The following is a 24,402-nucleotide window of genomic DNA, read 5'->3' as shown; positions in this document are numbered from 1 at the left end:
AAGTTGATCCTAAGTTATCCAACATAACTTTTCATTATTTTTCCTACAAGAAAGCATCCTTCCCAATCATCCGTAACTTCAGCTAATATTTTGATTGATTCCTCAAAGTTTATTTAACCTATTATCCCTCTTTATAAATTCATTACATAATTACAAATTGCTCCATGCAACTTATCATCTTTAAAATTCCGTGCTGCCCATCTTATGATATCAAACCCTCGATATATAATATTTATATATTTTAAGCCACACCTTTACTTCAATCAATATCGTAAATACACAATGCCCTCTGTCGCACATTTGCAAAGTACGACACCCTCCAAGCACCATCACCAACAACTAAAATCAAGAAAAACTCTACAAATAAGATAAATAAAGTAAAAAATGAAACGCAATTATTGCCTTAACTCTAGCTCTTATGCTTGTTTATTTTCAACAATACACAATAATAGTGAAATCAGAAAAAATATTCTTGAAGGGCGCTGATTGCACGTTGGTTATTTTTATATCTTTAAACACCGTCCTCCTTAAAAATATAATTTCACTCTCGATTTACCGAAAATTCCTTAATGCACGTCACTTTCAAAGTAGTTTTGACTACCTTTTTATGGATTTTTTATCCCTATGTCTTTTTAAATGAATAGCCCCACCTATCCACACTACCACCTAAAAACAGTATGACAACTCATCAATACCACAATGCCGATAAAAAGATCCATCTTTATCAAAATGATTACATCAATAATGCTCTCATTAAATTTCTCATAATTTTCTGAAAACAAACTGCTTCTCTTATAAGAAATTACTCGACGCTTCTTCATACATAAAAAGAAAGTCTCTCCTCACTATTATTATACAGAAACTTATCAACAAACTCTATCATAATATCAATATGTTCAGTACTAAATACTAACATAACAGCGCAGAAACTTTTTCCCTCATTGAGAAAAGCCATTTCCTCAATTCTACCTTTTTCGTATATCTCCTACATTTATTATAGTACCAACGCAAAAAGGGAAAGATAAGACTCTATCTTTCCCTTTTAATACTTATAAAACCACAACTATAATTCAATGAAATCCTGTTGATTTCTAGAGAGTGTTACAGATTACTCTGCTGCCTCCAGCATAGGAATGACTGAAACATAGGAACGATTACCCGCTTTGCGTTGAAAAGAAACCTTTCCATTTGATAATGCAAAAAGCGTATGATCTTTTCCAATACCAACATTGTTACCAGGATGCCAACGTGTACCACGCTGGCGAATAATAATATTTCCGGCAATAACGGTTTCACCACCAAATTTTTTAACGCCTAGACGTTTCGATTCTGAATCACGACCATTACGCGAGGAACCACCAGCTTTTTTATGTGCCATAGACGCTCTCCTTTAATCTTTCTTACTCTTTGATGCTACAGACGCTTTCTTCTGCGGCGCAGTCTTTTTTTCAACTGTTTTTTTAGCCGTCTTCTCAACAGAAGCAGCAGCTTTTGTTTCTTTTGGTGTAATTGCTTCTTCTTTTATCGGTTTTGCAGCAACTTTTTTAGGTTTTGAACCACCCATTAATATTTCTAAAACACGAAGCCTCGTAAATTCTTGACGATGGCCACGCGTGCGTTTAGAATTTTGACGACGGCGCTTCTTAAATGCGATAACCTTGCGCCCACGTGCCTGTTCTAAAATCTCAGCTGTCACCAATGCATCAGCAACGACAGGGGTACCAATAACCGCATTACCTTCTTGCCCAACCATTAATATGTCATTGAATTCAACAACATCACCCGCATTTCCACTAACTTTTTCAACTTTTACCACTTGATTAGCAACAATGCGGTATTGCTTACCACCAGTTTTAATGACTGCGAACATTTTTTATCCTTCCGTTCACTCCAGCTCTTATTTAATTTCTGCCTTGAAATAAGGGAAAATAGGCTGCTTTTTATCAGTCGTAATAGATCCCAAAGAAGGATAAAACCTTCTTTAACACAAATATGCGCAGATTTCCCCACGCTTATATTTTGTATATATGAAGGAATTTCTATTCTCTGTCAATAAAGTCCCATAAAAAAGAAAAAAAGGTTGTACCAAAAACAATTGAAGGTTATCTACCCCTTATACACTCAAATAGTGCCGATTTTTGTTTCACTTTATTATGGAGAGATGGCTGAGTGGTTGAAAGCACCGCACTCGAAATGCGGCATAGGGGCAACTCTATCGGGGGTTCAAATCCCTCTCTCTCCGCCACAGTTTATAAAGCGATATTATTAAAACTGTCTTTAATCGTAGCTTTCCGGTTGTAGCTTGTCAGCAGGTTTTGTACCAATTTATTTTTTTCGAAGGATTTTAAGGGGGGCTCAAAGGGTCTTCAAAGACCTCTCAAAGGTCTTTATCGTTTTTGCGAATAAATTCTCATTTTTACAATTTTTGCACTTTTTTGATTTTCTGTTACATAAATCTAATCCAGATAATAAGAGAAGGCATAGTAAAATTAAAGAATTATCTCATATTTCTCTCTCATTCTACTTTTGCTTAGTTAGTACAAAACCTACTGTAAAATTATATTATTTTGCACGTCTTGCTTGAATATGTGCTAGCAACCCTAATGTTGAACTATCACGATTATCCGCTTTACTTTCTCCACGAAGAATTGGTAGTAACTCGTTTGCTAATTCTTTACCAAGTTCAACACCCCATTGATCAAATGAATTAATATTCATTAAAATCCCTTCAACAAAAGTGCGATGTTCATAAAGCGCAATAAGACGACCGAGTGCAAAAGGTGTTAATGAATCTTGAACCAGCGTAATGCTGGGACGGTTTCCTTTAAAACTTCTATGACGTGCTAAATGGTCTGCTTCACCCTCATCAACTCCATTTTTTATCAAGATATGCCGAGCATCTTCAAGACTACGCCCCTTCATCAAGGCTTTTGATTGTGCTAAACCGTTTGCTAGCAACATCTCATACATAGAATGTAATTTTTTCTCATGCCCTTTTATAAATAAAATAAATTCTACAGGAATAATATCTGTTCCTTGATGCAGAAGCTGAAAAAAAGCATGTTGACTATTTGTTCCTGAATCCCCCCAAACAATTGGACCACTTGAAAAACTTAATGGTTTTCCATCCAGCGAGACTTGTTTACCATTTGATTCCATATCAAGCTGTTGTAAATAAGCTGGAAAATGTATTAAACGCTGTGCATAAGGAATGATCGAACGTGATGAATAACCACAAATAACACGATGCCAGAATCCTAAAAGAGCAAAACGAATAGGAATATTTTTATGCAAAGGCATAGTTTTAAAATGTTGATCCATTTGCAAAGCACCATTGAGAAATTGGCGAAAATTTCCACCACCTATTGCAAACATAACAACAAGTCCAATGGCTGACCAAATTGAATAACGTCCTCCAACCCAATTCCAAAATTTAAAAACTCTTGTGGAATCTATGCCAAATTCTGCCACTTTATCAAGCGCACTTGAAACAGCAACAAAATGCGTACAAACGGCTTCTTCTCCTAAATGTGAACAAATCCACTGACGTGCAACTTGAGCATTGACCATTGTTTCAGCCGTTGTAAAAGTTTTAGAAGCAATGACAAACAGCGTTGTTGCTGGATTCAAAATAGAGAGAGTATCAGAAATATGGGCACTGTCAGCATTCGAAACAAAATGACACTGTGGACCATCATGATAAGGTTTTAAAGCATATGTGACCATTGCAGGACCAAGATCAGAACCACCAATACCAATATTGACAATATCACTTATTCTCTCGCCACTGCTTCCCTTATAGCTTCCATCACGCACCTTTTCAGAAAATCTTTCCATATCTTCAAGGACGTCTTGAATATCGCGAATAAGATTATGACCATCCAACATGAAAATTTCATCAGCAGGTAAACGTAATGCAATATGAAGAACTGAGCGTTTTTCAGTTGTATTAATCGCCTTACCAGAAAACATTGCATCACGCCGGCCTAACACATCTGCTGCGACCGCTAAATCATCTAGAAGTTGCAATGTTTTAAATGTCACACCACATTTTGAAAAATCGAAAAGAAGATCATCAAGTCTGAGGGAAAAATGGGAAAAACGCTGTTCATCTTCTACAAAATGCCGACGAATATCATAGACCCCATCCTTTGCGGCATGGTTTCTTAAAGCTTTTAATGTGGCTTCAAAAGCCATTTCATTTCGAATCGAAAAGCTATCTCCCATAAGCTTATCCTATACGGTTATTGATAATGAAATCTATGCCCAAACAATAACAAAGCAGAAAACACCTCCTTTATTGCTCGCTATTTTCACTGCTCACATAAAAATGAAGGAATATACAAAATAAAAGGATAAGATCCGAAAATGATATTTTTACAAGAATAAACTTTCAAATCTTTTCTATCATATACATCATTTAACTTGATTGAGTTCTTTTGTTAAACGTAAATCTTCTTCTGCTTTTGGTCTTATAAAACGCCCTAAAAAAAGATAAACAACCGGTGTGACATAAAGCGTAAAAATAGTTGCTAAACCTAAGCCACCAACGATAACCCAACCTAAGGCTATACGAGCTTCTGCGCCAGCACCTTTGGCCAAAACCAAAGGAATACCTCCTAAAATGGCACAAATCATTGTCATACAAACTGGACGAAGGCGAATGTTTGCTGCTTCTTCTACGGCTTCACGCACGCTTCTTCCCTGATCGCGTAATTGATCTGCAAATTCAACAATGAGAATACCATTTTTTGCCATAACACCAATTAACAAAATTAATCCAATTTGGCTGTAAATATTAAGACTTACACCACTTAATAGCATAGCAATTACAGCACAACCAATCCCTAATGGGACAGTGGCCATAATAATGAATCCTGAAATAAAGCTTTCAAACTGAGCAGCCAAAATCAATAAAATAATCAAAAAGGCAATGCCAAAAACAATCATAAAATTGGAAGATGTTTCATTAAGCGTTTCGGCTTCCCCTAAGGGAACCAAATAGGTTCCTTTTGATAACAAAGGAGAAGCAATTTTCTGTACAGTTTGGTAAGCTTCCCCTAAAGCGATATCTGGAGTAAGATTTGCGCTTAAAATAACAGCACTCATGCGTTTTTCCCGTTTTAATTGAGGAGCAATAGCTTTTTCATGTAAACGCGCAATAACCGATAAAGGAACATATCGATTGTCTTTGGTTTTTAAAAAAATATTTTCTAAATCGCTAGGACTCTTCATAGAATTTGTACGCGATATCAATTTAACATCGTAAGAATGATCATCCACGTTAATGGAACCAATCTTTTTACCATCCAACATTGTTTGTAATGTATCGCCCAAATTGGTGATATCAATCCCTAAATCGGAGGCTTTTTTTCGATTGATTTCAATAAAAAATTGCGGTTGTGTTGCATCAACAGTAAGGCGTGGGCGAATAAAACGCGGATCATCTTGTAAAGCACTTACCAGCTTATCAGCAATGGGTTGTAATATTGCATAATCATTGCCAAGAATTGCAAATTGCAACCCTTGCCCAGTTCCGCTCACACCTAGAGAATTTCCCTGCGCAGCAAACACAAAAACTGCGGGAAACTGTTTAACCTTTGCATTAATATCTTTCACGATTTCTTGCTGACTCCGTAAACGTTTATCCCAAGATGAAAGCAATAAAATCAAAAAAGCAGTATTGGGTGAACCGCCAGCACCCGCAATAGAGTAACTGTTAGCAATCTCCCCTGCATCACGTAATGGCTGTAGACTTGCTTCAATTTGCTCTATTTGCTCGTTCAAATATTGTGTTGAAATACCTTGTGGTCCATTAATAACCAAAAAGATCACAGCTCTGTCTTCTGCTGGCGTTAATTCCTGTTGTAGCTTCGTATAGCCTCCAACACAAAGACCGGCAAAAATTAGTGAAGCAAAAACAACAGCCCAAGGCTTTTCTAAACACTTATGCAAACTGTAAGTATATGCCTTATGAAAAAAAGTACCTAATTTATATAAAAAAGCAAAATGATGGGACTTTTCCTCTTTTTCCTCAATATGTTCTTTGAGAAAACGCGAAGCCAACATTGGACAAAGCGTTAAGGCAACAACTGAAGAAAGCAAAATAGAAATTGCCAAAACAAAACCAAATTCTCTAAAAAGACCTCCAACTTGCCCAGGAAGAAAGGAAATAGGAACAAACACAGCCACTAATGTCAATGTTGTTGCTAAAACAGCAAAAAATACTTCACGTGTTCCTATCACCGCTGCTGCTCTGGAACCTAATCCCATATTGCGCCACCGAACAATATTCTCAAGAACAACAATGGCATCATCCACAACAAGCCCTGTTGCTAAAACAAGTCCTAAAAATGTGAGAATATTCAATGAAAATCCTACAAGATAAATAGCCGCAATGGTACCAATCAAAGCGACAGGAAGAGATAAAGCAGGTATCAGCGTTACACGAATGTCTCTGAGAAAAAGAAAAATGACCAAGATAACGCTCAAAATAGCAATGACCAACGCAACTTCAACCTCATGAAGAGCGCTTTTAATAAAAATTGCATCGTCATTAATAACGTCTATATTTACAGAAGAAGGAACAATACTTTTGAGATTATCAACAACGGCTCTCACACCTTCAGAAATATTAAGAGTGTTGGATTGTGCTTTACGCACGATACCTAATCCAATACCTGTCTTTCCATTGATACGAAGAATAACTGTTTCTATATCCGGCGATAAAGTAACATGCGCAACATCACCAAGATGCACATGAGGCTTTAAAACAACTTGTTCAAAAGATTCTGGTGTTGTTAAACGTGCAGTAGCACGTACAACTAAAGTTTGCTTAGAATTGCGTAATGACCCTACTGGCACATCTGTTGTCATATCAGCAAGAACACGTGAAATATCTGCTACAGTTAATCCATAACTTGCAAGTTTTGCTTGATCTATATCAATCTGAAAAATCTTTGTGCGAGCACTATCGACCTGTACATCACCAACACCATCAACAGCAGAAATAGCATCAACAATCTGATCGTTTACAATCGTGGTTAAATCATCAACACTCATTGTTGGTGACGTCACAACCAAATACATCATGGCAGCAGCATTCGAATCTGCTTTAATAATCAAAGGCGAATCCGCATCTTTCGGTAAAGAATAGGTAACACGAGAGAGAGCATCACGAATATCAGATGCTGCAACATTCAAATCAACACCGACATTAAAGTTAATCTTCACACGGGAGCGTCCAAAAGAAGACGTTGAAGAAATCGTCTTAACACCTGAAACACGAGAAACAGCATCTTCTATAACTTTTGTAACTTCACGATCAATTGTTTCTGCCGATGCACCAGAAAACATCGTCACAATCGTTGTTACAGGAGTATCAACATCGGGTAATTCTCTTACATCAACATTTAACCATGCTGCAAATCCTGCAATGATGATCATAGCATTCAAAACAAGAGTAAAAACCGGTCTGCGAATAAATAAGGTAATGAGACCACCTTGCTCCACCTTTGACATAGGCTGTTTTGTGCTCAATTCTTGGCTCATTGTATATCCGTTCCATAACCTACTGATAATTGCTGTTGATGAGACTTTGGATCATCAATAGTTACTTTACTTCCTGGATAAAGCATTTGCACCCCTTGAATGACAACTTGATCACCATTTTCTAGGGGAGCTTTCACGAAAACATGATCGGCTTTATGCTGAATAATTGTTACGGGAATAGACTCTACTTTTCCTTCTCTCACACGCCAAACGAATGACCCTTTACTATTCCATTGAACTGCAAGAGGATTAACGACAGGAAAAGAACCACCATGAAACTGCAAGGAAACAGAAAAGGACATACCAGACATGAGCGTATCTTTTTCATTATTGATTTCAACCTGAACATGAAGTGTGCGACTTTCTGGATCAACGATATTATCAATCGCATAAATATGACCAACAAAAGATCTATCTGGCTGCGCGATTAACGTTGCCGTTACCTCATCTCCTTTATGGATGCGCGACACATATCGTTCAGGGGCCCATATATCGACCAAAATACGTTCTCTATTCTCAATACGGCCTATTACAGTATTAAGGGTCACGTTATTCCCCGCATCAACGGGCAAAATACCAACAACTCCAGGAATCGGTGCTCGAATTGTTCGCCGATCGAGATCTAATTCAGCATTACGCAAAACTAAATTTGCGTTATCCAACTCTAAGCGTGCCATAATTTCTTGAACTTCCGTTGCTGTATTGCTGGCGCGTAATTTAAGAATACGCGAAAGCGTCAACGCATTGTTATCACGTTGCACTTTTGCTTTTGCAGCCGCTATTTCTTCTTTTTTAGAATCAAGCTTTGCAATCACATCATCAGCTTGTACTTTTGTACCCGCTGATACAAAAAGCTTATCAATAACACCTGAGGATAAAGGGGTAAGCTCGACTTCTGCAAGAGCTTTTCCACTCCCAAGAACGTTAAGTTGTTCATAAAGATCTTGAACTTTTACAAGATCAACGACAACATTTACCGGTGGCCTTCCCATTTTTTCATTTGAAGCTTTATCCGATACTCTTGTTTTATCCACCATAGAAATGGGTTGGTCTGCACTCTTTTTTCCAGCCCAATAAGTAACCGTTAAAACAACGATTAAAAACACTAATGGAAAGCTCTTTTTTAATAACGCCATACATCCGCCCTTGCTGTGTCATGTTCATCTGAAATAGTTTTCAACAGTAATATCGGCGTTTTACACAAAAACCCAACAGCGGGTGTATATATCTTACCCCCACCGCAAAAAACACATCTCATCTCTGCTTGACTATCTTTCATAGATTAAAACGTCAAGTTAACTATCGTTCATATTGCTTTGTATGGTCATGACAAAAAAATGTTCATATCAAAACCAACTGAAGCCATAATATATTATATCCTTTTTTAAAATATATCATAAAAAAGAGAGATTTTTTTTATGACGACTCAAGTTTCACTTGCATTTCTTTAATGAAACGATTAGGAACCCTTTGTCTTAGACAATGTAAAAAATTGAAATGTATGCACCCGTAGCTCAGCTGGATAGAGCACCAGACTACGAATCTGGGGGTCAGGAGTTCGAATCTCTTCGGGTGCGCCATCTATCAATATCTTCTTATAAAGTCAGACTTTTTAAATTCTTTATTTTGTGATTTATTTTTACCTATCTTTGTATTTTGTTATTTCATTCTGTTGTGAGTCGTTTCTTTAGCCATTTTGCTAGAATAAGATGTTATGAGTCCTTCAATTCAGCTCTAAGGTGCTTTTATTAGCTTATAATCGTAGCGATTGCATGAGTAGCGTATGTTGTTGTTTTCTTTTATCAATCTATGCGCTTGTTTTTGGTCTCTTCCGGATTATACTCTCTACTCAGTTAGGTAATTTTTTACGTGCTTATTTCTAATTGTTCCATAATTGGATGTTTCTGGATATTTTATTCCTAGCAGTCCCATCTTAAGAGGGACTTCAGATGTGCCGCCATAAATTCCGGTTTACCACCATGTGAAACTTTTTCAGTGTGTTGTTGGAAAGAATAAATAAACTACTTCTCAAACGTACTACTATGAAACACTTATGGTATCCATTAATATCATCAGCATTTGTTGCAAACCAAAGCTTCTTTTCGCAATATTTTTAATTGAATTAAACGTATTTTTACTGCTTAAAAGCAAAGAGATTCTTTTTCCTAAAAAACAATAAAACTCTTCTTGTGCTTCTTTAGCATTATCTCTTGCATGGCATATCATCGATTTCTATGATATCTTAATATTTTTCTGTTCTCTATGAATTTTTCTAATTAATCCATGGAGTACAGATCTCAAACATTAATAAAAGCTGAATTTAAAGAATTTTTCCATGCCTAAAACTGATATTGAAATTGCTCGCACTGCTAAAAAGCAACATATTATTGAAATTGCACAAAAAATTGGTATTTCACATGAAAATCTCATTCCCTATGGTCATGATAAAGCTAAAATTTCTTCTGAATACATAAAATCGCTTAATAAAAATCCAGATGGTAAACTTATCCTTGTCACAGCTATCAATCCCACACCTGCCGGAGAAGGCAAAACAACAACAACAGTTGGACTAAGTGATGCTCTTAATCTTATTGGTAAAAAAACAATAGCTACCTTGAGAGAACCATCTTTAGGTCCCTGTTTTGGTGTAAAAGGTGGTGCTGCTGGTGGTGGTTATGCGCAAGTCATTCCAATGGATGACCTTAATTTACATTTTACCGGTGATTTTCATGCTATTACATCTGCTCATAATCTTCTTGCCGCAATGATAGATAATCATCTTTATTGGGGAAATACTCTAAACATTGATCCACGTCGCATTGTTTGGAAACGCGTTCTTGATATGAATGACCGTGTATTGCGCGATATTGTCATTTCATTGGGGGGCATAACAAATGGTTTTCCCCGTCAAACAGGTTTTGATATTACTGTTGCATCAGAAATTATGGCGCTTCTTTGTCTCTCTGAAAATTTAGAAAACCTTACACAAAGACTCAAAAAAATTATTGTTGCTTATCGTTATGATAAAACGCCCATCACCGTTGCTGATCTCAATGCGGAAGGTGCAATGGCAGTTCTTCTCAAAGATGCTATACAACCCAATCTCGTACAGACAATTGAAAATAATCCTGTTCTCGTTCATGGAGGACCTTTTGCCAACATTGCTCATGGTTGCAATTCAGTTATAGCAACAAAAACTGCTTTAAAACTTGCTGATTATGTTGTCACAGAAGCAGGGTTTGGAGCAGATCTTGGAGCAGAAAAGTTCTTCAATATCAAATGTAGGCAAGCAGGTATTGTACCAAATGCTACAGTGATCGTCGCAACTATTCGTGCATTAAAAATGAATGGTGGTCTGGATAAAAATAACCTGACAGAAGAAAATATCACCGCTTTAGAAAAAGGAGCTGCCAATCTTTTACGACACATAAAAAATATGAAGCACTACGGTATTCCTTGTGTTGTGGCTATCAATCATTTTGACAGCGATAGCGATGCTGAAATAAAAACATTACAAAAAATAGTTGCAACAACTGGACACAAAGCTATTATCTGTAAGCATTGGGAACAAGGTGGAAAAGGCGCTATAGAACTTGCACAAGAACTCGTTACCTTGATTGAAAAGCACGATTCTGATTTTAAAGTTCTCTATCAAGATGATATTCCACTCGTTCAAAAAATTAATTGTATTATAACAAAGCTATACGGTGGACGTGGCGCCATCATCTCAGCCCCTATTCTCAAACAACTTGAAACTTGGGAAAAAGAAGGTTTTGGCGTCTACCCTATTTGTATGGCCAAAACACCTTATTCTTTTTCTTCTGATCCCAAGCAATACGGAGCTCCTGTTGATTTTGAAATTCCCATACGAGAAGTTCGTCTCTGTGCGGGAGCCGGCTTTATTGTTGTCATTTGTGGAGATGTTATGACCATGCCGGGACTACCCCATTATCCCACGGCGGAAAAAATTCATCTTGACGAAAATGATCAAATACAAGGACTTTCATAAGTTTATAATCATGAAATCTATCATTCATTATAAAAAGCATTTTATTACAAAAAAAATAGAATTTTTAAAAGCGATATAGACAAATGTCTTATTTATATGGTATAAGTTTCTGTCCTTTTGGATATGCCTTTAAAAGGACGTAGGTTTTCCTATTATTTGTGACACTGAAAAAAGCAGGATAAATAGTGCAAGTACTCGTTCGTGATAATAATGTTGATCAAGCGCTCCGCGCGTTGAAAAAAAAGATGCAGCGTGAAGGTATCTTCCGTGAAATGAAAATGCGTAGTTATTATGAGAAGCCATCTGAGAAGCGTGCTCGTGAAAAAGCTGAAGCTATTCGTCGTACACGTAAGCTTGCTCGTAAGCGTGCACAAAGAGAAGGTTTTGTTAGTAACGGACGAACTGTTGCGGTAAAGTAATATACTTTATGATATTATATAATTGCATAAGCAATAGATAGTAAGCTACTAGAAAATTTTATCTTCATAGGCAATTGCGATGAATTGCTTGTGTAGGTTTTTATGTACAATGTTATCTAATATGTTAGTTATTTGAAAATAATAAGGTTTCTATCATAGAGGTGGTTTTTATTTCACTCTTATATTTTAAAAATAGATAACAAACTACACTTGAGATATTTAAGCGACTTTTTCCTATGTAAATTGAGTGCGGGGTGTTTTATTATCACTTTTCGCTATAATTTTCTCCTTCTGGATATCTCTTACATCACTGCTTCTTATGTGCAAATTTCATGATGAATTTCTTTTTTGTCATTAAATATTCTACATCTTTCGATCATCCTAGGTCTGATTACAAAACAAAAATAACTATCGCAATATGCGATTGTGTGTAAAATATAATATCAAATTCATAATCCTCTTTCCCTTCAGTTATGTAACGAAACGATATAATTCCATAACTTTTTATATCTCTTGATTCTGTCTCTCTAAAGGATGACGAATTTCAACCACTGCACTATAGATTCTTTTTTCTTGATAAATTTCTTCTATTCATCACTTATGTAATTACCCTCATCAGTGTATCGAATAAGCCTTTCTATTTCATTCAACTTTCTTCTATACTGAGTTAGAGAAAAAGAAAATTGACAATAAACAGAGAAAACACTGTATTTTAATATGGATGAATGTGCCTTTTATTACCATTTTTGATGGAAATGTTTTTAAAATTTAAATAACGAGTTAAAGTTTTTAACGCGGAGATTTATTATTATAAGTAATCGTTTTTCATATTAAGTAATAATTCTGAATAACGTAAAGTTTCTCAACACTTTCTCATATTGAATCAATCAAGATTATTTTCTTGTACATCATAAGCGGGATTCGTATGCAAATAGAATAAAAGCTATTTAAGAAAAAACAAAAATGCTTCTTATAAACACTATAAATAATAGGAACTGCATAACATTGAAAGCTGGTAAATAGAACGATGGAGCCAGCTTATCTACCATACGGATAAGCATTATCATGGCATAAGATTAGAGTGTAGAAAATTTTATAAATGAATTATCACGAAAAAGTGTCCTGTTAAAATTAGCCCTTCATATATCAATCTACTCTATAATGTTGCTCATATTTTTACGCTTAAATGTTTTATTTATCGTATTATTTTGTTCATTCAAAACTTCTTTTCAAGCCACACAATAATCCCTTTCTGAACAGCTCTTTGTTCATAGTATGCATACATGCACTTTTACTTTGAGAAACAAACTCAAAAAAGAGATGCAATACTTTAGCCCTAATTTCCTGTACAAAAACTGCCTATGGCTCCAATATACTTTACTGTTTTATCACGCTTACAGCTACATAAAAATCTAATGTTTATTTATATCTACCCCCTCATAAACAAGATAAGCACTAAGAAATACAAACCTTTTGTTTTCCTTATTTTGTTATTTTTGTAGCAATTTTTTCATCGTTTAGATCTCTTTAACGAGCAATGTGTCATACTTTTTATCAGTTTCCAGTCTTATCTTTCAGATTTTAAATTTCCAATATATGACGAAATAAAGGAGTTCGGTGTGCAAAATTCTCGTTGGTTTCGCGTTTCAATACTCATATCATGTATCTTAATAGCAATAGTCATTGTATTGGGTTCATCTCATTTGTTGCATGCACAAACATTTAATCAAAATTTAGGGCCCAGTGGTTTACCACTTCCGCGATTTGCTTCGATTAAACCCACCAGCGTTAATGTGCGCGTCGGACCAGGAAGCAACTATTCAATCATTTTCACCTACAAAAAGAAGGGCTTACCTATTGAAATCATTCAAGAATATGATCAATGGCGCAAAATTCGTGATGCAGAAGGCGATGAGGGATGGGTGTATCAATCGCTTTTATCGGGAAAGCGAACTGCTATAACTATTCCATGGCAAAAAGATAAAACAAAAAGGCTGATGCTACGAAAAAACCCCACCGACAACGCAGAACTTGTGGCGGAAGTAGAACCTAACGTCATTGGTAACATCCGCCAATGTGATGGACAATGGTGCGAACTAAACATTAATAATACGCGCGGATGGCTTCAGCAACCCCAGTTATGGGGAATCTATCCTGATGAAAAAGTAAAAGGTTGGTGAATACTCAAACTCAACAAGTTTAATTTTTATTCCTCATTGAATATCCTCACTGCCTATCACAAGATTGATTTTTTGGTTTCAATCGCACGATTAAATCAACATGTGAAATTTCCATACCTTCTGGTGGCTTAGGCAAATTTCTAATAATGGGAGCTTCTTCCAAATTATAAGGAATATCAAGAATACGATTTTCGCCTTCTATATAAAAATGGTAGTGATCAGAGGTATTGGTATCAAACCAAGTTTTTGAGCCTTCTACGGCAATAATCCGTAATAATCCCGCTTCCGTAAATTGATGAAGCGTATTATAAACCGTTGCTAAAGATACAGGTACACCTGCCCTCACCGCTTCCTCATAGAGCTCTTCAGCAGTAATATGACGATTTCCTTGAGAAAAAATCATATGTGCAAGTTCCAACCGCTGACGTGTTGGACGCAGACCATTTTGACGCAAATGTTTTTCTAACATAGAAATGGAATAATATTGCACAATTTTTCCACACTCTTTTGTGAACTGCTGCTCTTCATTCATATCTAAATTGTCTGCACTCACTGACATAATTACAAACCCAAATATATTCCTGCTAAATAAGATCAAAATACAAAAAAATGGGAATAGTATGGTGTAATCTTGTATTCCATTTTTAAATAATTACCTATGTAGAATACATAAAAAAAGGCTTTTGTCATTAAAAATGATATAAAATCATTTCCCTCTCTTTAAAATTTGCTCTAAAAGTAGGTTGGGAAAAGCGCAGAAATAAAGATATATGCAAATAAATGGAGTAACAATGGCTGAACAAAAGTCTCGCTACACATATGAAGAGCTTCTAAGCTGCGCTCGCGGCGAAATGTTTGGTAGAGGTAATGCGCAATTGCCAGCACCGCCAATGTTAATGATTCATCGAATCACTCAAATTAGTGAAACTGATGGTAAATACGATAAAGGAATGGTTCGCGCCGAATTTGACATTACACCAGACATGTGGTTCTTTAATTGTCACTTTATAGGCGATCCCGTCATGCCAGGATGTCTCGGACTGGATGGTATGTGGCAATTAACAGGTTTTTTTCTTGGTTGGCTAGGCGAACCAGGCAAAGGAAGAGCAATATCAACAGGTGAAGTAAAGTTATCAGGGATGGTAACTCCACAAACCAAAATTCTTGAATATGAAATAGATTTTAAGCGTATTCGACGTGGAAATTTAGTCTTAGGAATAGCTGATGGGTGGCTAAAAGCAGATGGAGAGACTATTTATAAGGCGAACGATTTACGCGTTGCTTTATTCAAAGAAGATTGAACGTTATTTCCGTCAGAAAGAACTTTTCACTATTCTGTATGGAACGAGGAGGTATGAATGCGTCGAGTTGTTGTAACCGGAATGGGAATTGTCTCCGCAATTGGAAATAATCCTGGAGCTGTTTTAACCAGTTTACGTGAAGCAAAATCCGGAATTTCTTACGCACCTCAATATGCTGAATTAGGCTTTCGTAGCAGAGTTTATGGCAAGCCCGATATTAATATAGAAGAACTCGTAGATCGACGTGCTCTACGTTTTCATGGGCGTGGAACAGCATGGAATCACATCGCCATGGATCAAGCAATTGCTGATGCGGGTCTAGAACCGCATGAAGTATCGAACGAACACACGGGTATTATTATGGGTTCTGGAGGTGCTTCAACACATTCAATCGTAGAAGCTGCTGACATTACACGCCAAAAAGGTCCAAAACGTGTTGGACCTTTTGTTGTCCCTAAAGCGATGAGTTCCACAGCATCTGCAACATTAGCAACTTTCTTTAAAATAAAGGGGATCAATTATTCAATCTCTTCAGCTTGTGCTACCTCCAATCATTGTATTGGTAATGCTTACGAAATGATACAATATGGTAAACAGAAGCGCATCTTTGCCGGTGGCTGCGAAGATTTGGATTGGACACTATCTGTTTTATTCGATGCCATGGGCGCTATGTCCAGCAGATATAATGACATTCCTCACAAAGCTTCACGTGCTTATGATGTTAATCGTGATGGTTTTGTCATTGCTGGAGGTGCTGGCGTTTTAGTCCTTGAAGATTTAGAACTTGCTAAAGCACGTGGTGCAAAAATCTACGGAGAAATCGTTGGATACGGTGCGACATCCGATGGACATGATATGGTTGCCCCATCAGGAGAGGGAGCAGAACGATGCATGCGCATGGCCCTTGCAACAGTCGATAATAAAATTGATTATATCAATCCCCATGCGACAGCAACTCCTGTTGGTGATCCTCCTGAGATAGAAGCTATCCGTCGTGTCTTTGGAGCAGGTGATCAATGCCCCCCCATTTCCGCTACCAAGTCTCTAACAGGACATTCCTTGGGAGCAGCAGGTGTTCACGAAGCAATCTATACATTGTTAATGATGAATCATAATTTTATTTGTGAAAGTGCCCATATTGAAGAACTTGATCCAGCTTTTGCTGATATGCCAATCGTTCGTGAACGACGTGATCATCAACAACTGAATACCGTATTGTCGAATACTTTTGGCTTTGGCGGTACCAATGCAACGCTTGTTTTCCAACGTTATGTATAAACAAAAGCTCTTAGTAATTGAAAAAAGTACGGTCTTACGGAGAATAATATGAAAGGTTTGATGGAGGGCAAACGCGGCCTTATTATGGGAATTGCGAATGACCATTCAATTGCTTGGGGCATTGCCTGTCAGCTCGCACAAGCAGGAGCGGAATTAGCGTTGACTTATCAAGGAAATGCTTTTGGAAAACGTGTTCATCCCCTAGCAGATAAACTTGGCTGCAAATTAGTGCTAGAGTGTGACGTTGAAAAAAGTGAAAATATTGATTACGTCTTTGAGCAACTTGAAAAAGAATGGAAAACAATTGATTTTATTGTCCATGCCATTGGTTTTTCAGATAAAACTCAGCTAAAAGGGCGTTACGTTGATGTTACAACACGTGAAAACTTTCAACGCACGATGGTTATTTCAGCTTATTCCTTTACTGAAATTGCCCAGCGCGCGGGTAAGCTTATGCCCAATGGAGGAACACTTTTAACTCTTACCTATGGTGCTTCACAGCAAGTTGTGCCTAATTATAACATCATGGGTGTTGCTAAAGCAGCTTTAGAAGCTATGGTACGTTATTTAGCAGCGGACTTTGGTCCTCAAAATATTCGTGTCAATGCGATTTCCGCTGGTCCTGTTAGAACTTTAGCAGGTAATGGTATTGCAGCTGCACGGGCAATATTTTCACATCAACGCCGTAATGCCCCATTACGGCGTACCGTAGATATTCATGAAATTGGAAAATCTGCTCTTTATCTACTCTCTGACTTATCATCAGGTGTTACAGGTGAAATCCATTATGTTGATTCAGGCTATAACATCATGTCTATGCCAATACTTGAAGAACTGAAAAAAAGTGACGATTCCCAAGAAGAATAAAATTTATTTCATTGCACTAAAAAAGAAAATCAATCATGTACATAGTGCTTTAATCGGGTATTGAGTACTTTCTCAGCTATATAATAGTGTATTGACTTATAATAATATGACGTAAGGAATATGTGCAAATGTTTGTAAGAATAAGTCAATACAAAACCAGATGTACGATGCCTTGTTTCGCAAAATATTTTATAAAAGCCGGAATATTTCTTCAATCCATGGTTGATAAAGTGTGTATTTTATGACGTTATTTACCTTACTAAAGCATACGCTTTTGCCATTGCTTATAAATCAATATCCAACCCTCATGCCACCGCAGTTTGAAACAGAGATTAGAGAATTATTAAAACCCTTAGTTTCAGCTTTTGTGTAGCAAATTGAAAAAAATATTCCTACCGTTTGATTTATTCTTGAAACGCAAATACAATCTAATTTAGGATGAATATGAAGGCGTAAAGAAATCAATCATTAATCTTACTATTGTTCTTTAATGAAAGCATTGCTCTGATGTGTCAGGTAAAATAGAACACCCAAAAACACTATAGCTGTTTCTCCTTCATGCATTTTTTAAAGATATCTCTCAATGCACGCCATTCCATTTCACAATGGTACCTGTAGAACATATAAAAAATCCTTGTGAAGTACATAAAATCCTTTTTTTACCACCATTTTAATGTTTATACAGATGACAAACCGACACCGTCATTTTACTTGCCATGTTCTAATATTGAAACAACCCTTGACACTTGAGATGATTCATTAGAAGTATCTTTAATAATTTTTATCCACATACTAACCCGCTTGTGACAAGCAAACATATATTTTTAATTAACTCAATACAAAAATAAAATGAATTATTTATATAAATCAATTTTTTATCTTTATAATCACATTATTTTTCAGTTTAAATGACAGCCACAAACAAGTACAATAACATTTTTTCAATCTTAGACTTTCAAAGTTATAATTCCAAAAATCATTTCTTGCATATAAAAAACAGAATTGACATGTGAGAAAATAAAAGGCTTAAATATCTCTACTGAACAGCTTCAAGTGCCAAGAGCTGTCTCACAACATTTGGGGGTGTAATGACGCTCGTCTTCCTCCTTCATAAACATAAAGATGGGGATGTGCACAATAGCTTTATCGGTTACACTATTCACAGTCACCGTCGCAAATTGGACTTAGGATTTTTAAGAGAGGTCTCTTTAAAACAAGCACGTGAATATATAACAGCAATCGTGTTTTTTTGGACGTTCTATTTTACCTGACACATCAGAAAAATGCTTTCATTAGAAAATGAGAAAAATAAAGGTGTGAGATAATCTCCATTATTTAAAAGATATTGCTTTAGATAGCGTAAAACTGAATTTAAAAATGATTGTAGAAATGGGAACAGATTTTCAGCTTTAAAATTTCATCTTCTTCCCAAATTAGATTGTCTTCTTGTTTTAAAGAATTACAAAAACAGAGATTCACAATATCCCTGCCCCGATATTCTTAGCTTATACGTTACATAAATAAGATGCTTCTACCTAATGAGTCTTGTACTATTCTGTTTGCAAATATCATTGTGAGATGAATTTAAGAGACAATAAAAATATCTTGTTCATTACATTACATAAACATGTGTAAGTGGAAACGATAATTTATCTTAAAAGAGATAGCTCTTAGACAAAAGCCAAAACTTTTATATTTCAGCCATGTTTCATAAAGAATCGAATGATATGAATCTATAATTTTCTGGAATATGACTGCCTTATACAACCATCAATAAAATCTATTTTATATGTCTATCATAGCATGTTTCTATTTTTTACGATTGGAATTATTAAAAAACAGGATATTATTGAATTTCGTCCTTGAGGGCGCGGCTTAGTAATGTGTTTGCCGCTTCAGTTATATTTTTACCACAATAGAGAATTTGATAAATTTGTTCTACAATGGGCATTTCTACCCCAATACGCTGCGCCAACGTATATACTTCCTTGGTATTTAAGTATCCTTCCACAACCTGACCAATTTGTTTTTCTGCTTCTTTTATATCTATTCCTTTACCAAGAAGTATTCCAAAACGGCGATTACGCGACTGATTATCAGTACATGTCAAAACCAGATCACCTAAGCCTGTCATTCCCATAAATGTGGAAAGCTCAGCACCCATAGCCTCCCCTAAACGACTGATTTCAGCTAGTCCTCGTGTGATAAGAGCTATTCGTGCATTTGCCCCAAAACCTATGCCATCTGATATTCCTGCACCAATAGCAATAACATTTTTGACTGCCCCCCCTAATTGAACACCAATCATATCTGAACTTTTATAAACTCTAAAACTTTTGTCACAATGAAAAAGTTGCTGCAATTCTTTACCAAACTCAACATCAGAAGCTGCTATCGTCATTGCAGTAGGCCAACCAATAGCTAGTTCTTGAGCAAAAGTTGGTCCAGAAAAAACAGCTAAAGGAATTTTTTCACCTAAAATCTCACGAGCAACCTCTTGCAAGAAACGTCCAGTACCATGTTCTAAACCTTTTGTAGCCCAAATAACGCGTGAATGCTGATCTAAATAAGGCTGAATATTATACAAAACTTGATGAAATACATGGCTTGGAACAGCGATTAATATATTGTGACTTGCCGTTATTGCAGTTTCAAGGGAAGCTTCAAGTAATAAATTTTCAGGAAATCGAACATCGGGTAAATATACTTGATTACAACGTTGTTCCTGTAATTCTTTGATATGTTGAGGACTATATCCCCAAAGTAAAACATTATGACCATTACGGGCAAGAGCTATCGCTAATGCAGTACCAAAAGAACCAGCACCTATAACTGTCATTGCAACGGTTTTCATTAAATTTTCTGATTATTCTCTAAATTTTTGATTTCAATTGCATATTATTATTACAAATAATTTTAATGCTATACTAAATACCCCACGGACTTTCTCTTTTAAATTAAAAGTATATTCAAAATAATGATACTCATTCCACTGATATCTTGTACTTATCTCCTGCTTTATATCCTACAAATTTCTTCTACGAAGCTGATACATGCCGCATCAGCTCCGTAGATATTTCTAACAACTACTCCACAGGAAACTGCGTATTTGGACCTTGCTCCATGGGCATTTCTGAACCAGGTGCTTGATCTACAGGAGTTTGCGTACTTAGACCCTGCCCCATAGGCATTTCTGAAACAGGTGCTTGATCTACAGGAGTTTGCGTACTTAGACCCTGCCCCATAGGCATTTCTGAAACAGGTGCTTGATCTACAGGAGTTTGCGTACCTAGACCCTGCCCCATAGGCATTTCTGAACCAGGTGCTTGATCTACAGGAGTTTGCGTACCTAGACCCTGCCCCATGGGCATTTCTGAACCAGGTGCTTGATCTACAGGAGTTTGCGTACCTAGCCCCTGCCCCATGGGCATTTCTGAACCAGGTGCTTGATCTACAGGAGTTTGCGTACTTAGACCCTGCCCCATAGGCATTTCTGAACCAGGTGCTTGATCTACAGGAGTTTGCGTACTTAGACCCTGCCCCATAGGCATTTCTGAAACAGGTGCTTGATCTACAGGAGTTTGCGTACTTGCACCTTGCTCCATCGAAACCTCTGAGCCCTGTATCTTTTCTGGCTGTTTTCTTACGGATATATCTTTGTTTGATAACTGCTCAGACACTGAAGAATCATCTCTACTTGATATTTCCGGTTCAATAACACGTCCTGAACCACCCATCATATTATAATTCAAATGAGAAATAGCCCACCAAGTTCCCCCAATAATAACAAAAACGCAAATAGCAGCAAACCACAACGCGCTTAAATTCCACTTGGCGTCTGGACCAGAATTCAAGTGCAAAAAGAAAACAATTTGTACTATAATCTGAATAATCGCCATCCCAATAAGATACGCAACCTTTGTACTAACTGCCCAACTTTCCATCATTCCATACATCACAGGAATAAAAGAACCCAAAGTGAAAAATACAGCCAGAATAAAACCAACCAAATAGGAACCAGTACTGGGACCATGTGTTTCATTTTGCACGCTCATCACAACGCTCCTAATAGATAAACCATGGTGAAAACACCAATCCATACAATATCAAGTAAATGCCAAAAAATGGAAAGACATGCTAAACGTGTTTTATTGTTCTGATCCAAGCCATTACGACGAAGATGAAAAAACATCACAACCATCCAAAGAAGGCCAACACTTACGTGAAGTCCATGGGTGCCAACCAAAGCAAAAAATGCTGACCAATAAGCAGAGAGAATTTCCCGTCCAAAAAGCTGTAAACCTGTTGCAGGATCAATACCCGCATAAGCATTTGGATCAAAATAAAAAACCTCACTCAAAAGTTCATGAAATTCGTAAAGTTCCATACCAATGAAGCAACACCCCAATCCAAAGGTAATAGCCATCCATAAACGCACACCACTGATGTTATTTTTATGTGCTTGTACCATTGCAAAGCCATAAGTGACGGACGAAAACAACAAGAAAGCAGTCTCAACCAAAACAAACTTTAAATCTATAAACTCACTGCCCGCTTTACCACCACCATAAGAAGCAGAAAATACAGCAAAACTTGAAAACAGTGTCGAAAACAGGATTAAGTCTGAAAGAATATAGACCCAAAAACCAAACGTCATTACCGAGCTACTATCGTGGTGAAGTTCATCTATAGTACTCGCGTTATTCATTGTTACAGCACTCATACTGTCACTCCTTGTTCTTTAAGAACAGCCGTAAAGGCATCTTCAGTTTTTTGCACTTCTTCAGCTGGAATATAGTAACCATGATGATCACCTGTTAATGAATGACACACAAGCGTTGCAATAAAACCAACCAGTCCAACCGCAACAAGCCACCAAATATGCCAAACAAGCGCAAAACCAACAACTAATGAGAAGAAGCCAGCAATAATTCCAGCCGATGTATTCGATGGCATATGAATTTTTGTAAATCCACTTGTCGGCCGTTGATAACCACTTTTCTTCATATTCCAATAAGCATCATCAGACTGTATCTTTGGAAGGAGGGCAAAATTATAAGAAGGAGGCGGTGAAGAGGTAAACCATTCAAGTGTACGTGCATCACCCCAAGAATCATTTAATGTTACCGGTAAGTGCCCTTTATGCTTAATACCGTACCAAATCGCCAAAACAACCTGTAGCACAAAACAAAGGATACCAAGTAAGATAATACAAGCACCCAATGCAGCAATAATAAACATCGGCTGCCAACTAGGTTCCATGTAATGCTGCAGACGACGCGTCGCCCCCATTAAACCAAGCGCATAAACCGGGAAAAAGGCAAGGTAAAAACCAATAAACCAACACCAAAAAGATGTAATACCTAGTATGCGATTTGGTTTATAACCAAAAACTTTTGGAAACCAAAATGCAATCCCCGCTAAGTACGCAAAAACCACACCTCCAATAATTGTATGATGGAAATGTGCTATCAAAAAGAGCGAATTATGAAACTGCCAATCAGCAGGAACAATAGATAATAAAACACCTGTTAATCCACCACCAACAAATGTAAAGATCATACCCATGCACCAAAGCATAGGAGGCTCAAAGCGAATCCGACCTCTATACATCGTAAGCAGCCAATTAAAAACTTTTACACCGGTTGGAACTGCAATAATCATCGTAGCAATACTAAAGAAGGTATTTACAGCTTCACCCCCACCCATTGTGAAGAAATGATGGCCCCAAACAAGAAGCGAAAGAATCAAAATAACCAACATGGCCCATATCATTGAAGTATAACCAAAGAGGCGTTTTGAAGAAAAAGTTGATACAACTTCAGAAACAATTCCAAAAGCAGGAACAACCAAAACATAAACCTCAGGATGACCAAAAACCCAAACATAGTTAATCCATACCATCGGATTTCCGCCACCAACATTGGTAAAGAAATTCATGTTCAAATAACGATCACATGCCAAGAGTGCAAATGCTACAGCCAAAACAGGATAAATGACTACAATAAGAACATTGCTGACAAAAGCACTCCAACAAAAAATAGGCATTCTCATCATTGTCATTCCAGGAGCACGCATTTTAATCATCGTTGCAATAAAATTCACTGATCCCATTGTTGTTGCAATACCAGAAAGCTGAAGTGACCATAAATAATAATCTACCCCTGTATCTGGACTCGTTTGCAATTCTGTAAAAGGTGGATACATCAACCAACCACCACGACCAAAATTCCCAACACCTAGGGATATGTTAATCAATATCGCCCCTGCAGCCGTAATCCAAAAACCTAGATTATTTGCAAAGGGAAAAGCAACATCACGCGCACCAATTTGAAGTGGTATAAGATAATTAAAAAGACCAAATAAAATAGGCGTGGCCATGAAAAAAATCATGATCGTACCATGCGCCGAAAAAATTTGATCAAAATGCTCAGGGGGCAAATAACCTGCTGTTTCACTCCCAAGAGCTAAAGCTTGATGCGTTCGCATCATAAGTGCGTCCGCAAAACCGCGAACAAGCATAATAATTCCAAGAACGATGTACATAATACCTATGCGTTTATGGTCAACCGTTGTAATCCAATTTCGCCATAGAATCCCCCACCACCCAAGTACTGTTAGAGCAATAACAGCAATTAAACCAACCAAAACAATCGCAATACATGTATACAAAACGATCGGTTCATGTGCAAGCGCATGAAAAGCACCTGCCGTAGGATCTGTAAGTCTTCCAAACATTTCTCAACCCATTTCAAATGAAATTCAAGTTTAAAAGAAACCTTTGTTAAAAGGGCTCT

16 protein-coding genes and 2 tRNA genes are annotated in these 24,402 nt (G+C 36.9%); 8 read left to right on the top strand and 10 right to left on the bottom strand.

Annotated elements, in window-relative coordinates:
* Positions 1 to 1,108 precede the first annotated feature (1,108 nt).
* On the bottom strand, positions 1,109 to 1,378 hold the full coding sequence (gene rpmA / locus ACFIMP_RS02330) for a 50S ribosomal protein L27 (RefSeq protein WP_100130483.1): 270 nt from the start codon (positions 1,376 to 1,378) through the stop codon (positions 1,109 to 1,111).
* 12 nt (positions 1,379 to 1,390) lie between these two features.
* The gene (gene rplU, locus ACFIMP_RS02325) at positions 1,391 to 1,870 is read right to left on the bottom strand and encodes a 50S ribosomal protein L21 (protein WP_375612842.1); all 480 of its coding nucleotides are present in this window, start codon (positions 1,868 to 1,870) and stop codon (positions 1,391 to 1,393) included.
* Positions 1,871 to 2,155: 285 nt separating this feature from the next.
* Between rplU and ACFIMP_RS02320 the strand changes: the two genes are divergently transcribed.
* Positions 2,156 to 2,245, top strand: a tRNA-Ser gene (locus ACFIMP_RS02320).
* Positions 2,246 to 2,562: 317 nt separating this feature from the next.
* Here the strand turns inward: ACFIMP_RS02320 and pgi are convergent.
* The 3 genes from pgi to ACFIMP_RS02305 all read right to left on the bottom strand — a co-directional run bounded on the left by pgi (position 2,563) and on the right by ACFIMP_RS02305 (position 8,687).
* A complete protein-coding gene (gene pgi / locus ACFIMP_RS02315; protein WP_375612841.1) occupies positions 2,563 to 4,227 on the bottom strand; it encodes a glucose-6-phosphate isomerase in 1,665 nt (554 codons plus the stop codon).
* A 189-nt stretch (positions 4,228 to 4,416) separates the two neighbouring features.
* A complete protein-coding gene (locus ACFIMP_RS02310; RefSeq protein ID WP_375612840.1) occupies positions 4,417 to 7,551 on the bottom strand; it encodes an efflux RND transporter permease subunit in 3,135 nt (1,044 codons plus the stop codon).
* The gene (locus ACFIMP_RS02305) at positions 7,548 to 8,687 is read right to left on the bottom strand and encodes an efflux RND transporter periplasmic adaptor subunit (protein ID WP_375612839.1); all 1,140 of its coding nucleotides are present in this window, start codon (positions 8,685 to 8,687) and stop codon (positions 7,548 to 7,550) included. Before ACFIMP_RS02305 ends, ACFIMP_RS02310 begins: the two co-directional genes overlap by 4 nt.
* Before the next feature lie 367 nt (positions 8,688 to 9,054).
* On the opposite strand from ACFIMP_RS02305, the gene ACFIMP_RS02300 reads away from it, so the two are divergent.
* From ACFIMP_RS02300 to ACFIMP_RS02285, 4 genes are all read left to right on the top strand, one after another.
* A tRNA-Arg gene (locus ACFIMP_RS02300) sits at positions 9,055 to 9,131 on the top strand.
* A gap of 755 nt (positions 9,132 to 9,886) precedes the next feature.
* Positions 9,887 to 11,560, top strand: a complete 1,674-nt coding sequence (locus ACFIMP_RS02295) for a formate--tetrahydrofolate ligase (RefSeq protein WP_375611441.1) — start codon at positions 9,887 to 9,889, stop codon at positions 11,558 to 11,560.
* 185 nt (positions 11,561 to 11,745) lie between these two features.
* Entirely contained in the window at positions 11,746 to 11,979 is a 234-nt protein-coding gene (gene rpsU, locus ACFIMP_RS02290) for a 30S ribosomal protein S21 (protein ID WP_012754552.1), read from the top strand.
* A 1,619-nt stretch (positions 11,980 to 13,598) separates the two neighbouring features.
* Positions 13,599 to 14,159 (top strand): SH3 domain-containing protein, encoded by a 561-nt coding sequence (locus tag ACFIMP_RS02285; RefSeq protein ID WP_375612838.1) that lies wholly within the window; start codon positions 13,599 to 13,601, stop codon positions 14,157 to 14,159.
* Between the two features lie 46 nt (positions 14,160 to 14,205).
* Here ACFIMP_RS02285 and irrA read toward each other — a convergent pair whose 3' ends face one another.
* Positions 14,206 to 14,718, bottom strand: coding sequence for an iron response transcriptional regulator IrrA (irrA, locus tag ACFIMP_RS02280; RefSeq protein WP_375612837.1), 513 nt, complete (start codon positions 14,716 to 14,718; stop codon positions 14,206 to 14,208).
* Between the two features lie 232 nt (positions 14,719 to 14,950).
* Between irrA and fabA the strand changes: the two genes are divergently transcribed.
* Genes fabA through fabI form a run of 3 tightly spaced genes read left to right on the top strand, consistent with a single transcriptional unit; the run spans position 14,951 to position 17,605 of the window.
* Positions 14,951 to 15,460 carry a 3-hydroxyacyl-[acyl-carrier-protein] dehydratase FabA gene (fabA, locus tag ACFIMP_RS02275; RefSeq protein ID WP_273722474.1) on the top strand — a complete coding sequence of 170 codons (510 nt, stop codon included), beginning with the start codon at positions 14,951 to 14,953 and terminating at the stop codon, positions 15,458 to 15,460.
* Between the two features lie 57 nt (positions 15,461 to 15,517).
* On the top strand, positions 15,518 to 16,738 hold the full coding sequence (gene fabB, locus ACFIMP_RS02270) for a beta-ketoacyl-ACP synthase I (protein ID WP_375628420.1): 1,221 nt from the start codon (positions 15,518 to 15,520) through the stop codon (positions 16,736 to 16,738).
* Between the two features lie 48 nt (positions 16,739 to 16,786).
* Positions 16,787 to 17,605 (top strand): enoyl-ACP reductase FabI, encoded by an 819-nt coding sequence (fabI, locus tag ACFIMP_RS02265; RefSeq protein ID WP_375610038.1) that lies wholly within the window; start codon positions 16,787 to 16,789, stop codon positions 17,603 to 17,605.
* Positions 17,606 to 19,451: 1,846 nt separating this feature from the next.
* Here the strand turns inward: fabI and gpsA are convergent.
* From gpsA to cyoB, 4 genes are all read right to left on the bottom strand, one after another.
* On the bottom strand, positions 19,452 to 20,459 hold the full coding sequence (gene gpsA, locus ACFIMP_RS02260; RefSeq protein WP_375612834.1) for an NAD(P)H-dependent glycerol-3-phosphate dehydrogenase: 1,008 nt from the start codon (positions 20,457 to 20,459) through the stop codon (positions 19,452 to 19,454).
* A gap of 232 nt (positions 20,460 to 20,691) precedes the next feature.
* Entirely contained in the window at positions 20,692 to 21,660 is a 969-nt protein-coding gene (gene cyoD, locus ACFIMP_RS02255) for a cytochrome o ubiquinol oxidase subunit IV (protein ID WP_375685950.1), read from the bottom strand.
* Positions 21,660 to 22,328 carry a cytochrome (ubi)quinol oxidase subunit III gene (locus ACFIMP_RS02250; RefSeq protein WP_375628427.1) on the bottom strand — a complete coding sequence of 223 codons (669 nt, stop codon included), beginning with the start codon at positions 22,326 to 22,328 and terminating at the stop codon, positions 21,660 to 21,662. Before ACFIMP_RS02250 ends, cyoD begins: the two co-directional genes overlap by 1 nt.
* Positions 22,325 to 24,343 (bottom strand): cytochrome o ubiquinol oxidase subunit I, encoded by a 2,019-nt coding sequence (gene cyoB / locus ACFIMP_RS02245; RefSeq protein ID WP_375611433.1) that lies wholly within the window; start codon positions 24,341 to 24,343, stop codon positions 22,325 to 22,327. The genes ACFIMP_RS02250 and cyoB overlap by 4 nt, the downstream gene beginning before the upstream one ends.
* Between the last annotated feature and the right edge of the window lie 59 nt (positions 24,344 to 24,402).

The organism is Bartonella sp. AP65SXKL, from assembly GCF_042195725.1.
In the GTDB taxonomy this organism is placed as follows: Bacteria; Pseudomonadota; Alphaproteobacteria; order Rhizobiales; family Rhizobiaceae; genus Bartonella.
The sequence above is the reverse complement of the archived record's forward strand: the minus strand, read 5'-3'. Positions and strand labels throughout refer to the sequence as shown.

Coding starts and splice junctions, on each gene's coding strand:
- rpmA (WP_100130483.1), bottom strand. CDS start 1,378: ATGGCACATAAAAAAGCTGGTGGTTCCTCGCGTAATGGTCGTGATTCA.
- rplU (WP_375612842.1), bottom strand. CDS start 1,870: ATGTTCGCAGTCATTAAAACTGGTGGTAAGCAATACCGCATTGTTGCT.
- pgi (WP_375612841.1), bottom strand. CDS start 4,227: ATGGGAGATAGCTTTTCGATTCGAAATGAAATGGCTTTTGAAGCCACA.
- ACFIMP_RS02310 (WP_375612840.1), bottom strand. CDS start 7,551: ATGAGCCAAGAATTGAGCACAAAACAGCCTATGTCAAAGGTGGAGCAA.
- ACFIMP_RS02305 (WP_375612839.1), bottom strand. CDS start 8,687: ATGGCGTTATTAAAAAAGAGCTTTCCATTAGTGTTTTTAATCGTTGTT.
- ACFIMP_RS02295 (WP_375611441.1), top strand. CDS start 9,887: ATGCCTAAAACTGATATTGAAATTGCTCGCACTGCTAAAAAGCAACAT.
- irrA (WP_375612837.1), bottom strand. CDS start 14,718: ATGTCAGTGAGTGCAGACAATTTAGATATGAATGAAGAGCAGCAGTTC.
- fabA (WP_273722474.1), top strand. CDS start 14,951: ATGGCTGAACAAAAGTCTCGCTACACATATGAAGAGCTTCTAAGCTGC.
- fabB (WP_375628420.1), top strand. CDS start 15,518: ATGCGTCGAGTTGTTGTAACCGGAATGGGAATTGTCTCCGCAATTGGA.
- fabI (WP_375610038.1), top strand. CDS start 16,787: ATGAAAGGTTTGATGGAGGGCAAACGCGGCCTTATTATGGGAATTGCG.
- gpsA (WP_375612834.1), bottom strand. CDS start 20,459: ATGAAAACCGTTGCAATGACAGTTATAGGTGCTGGTTCTTTTGGTACT.
- cyoD (WP_375685950.1), bottom strand. CDS start 21,660: ATGAGCGTGCAAAATGAAACACATGGTCCCAGTACTGGTTCCTATTTG.
- ACFIMP_RS02250 (WP_375628427.1), bottom strand. CDS start 22,328: ATGAGTGCTGTAACAATGAATAACGCGAGTACTATAGATGAACTTCAC.
- cyoB (WP_375611433.1), bottom strand. CDS start 24,343: ATGTTTGGAAGACTTACAGATCCTACGGCAGGTGCTTTTCATGCGCTT.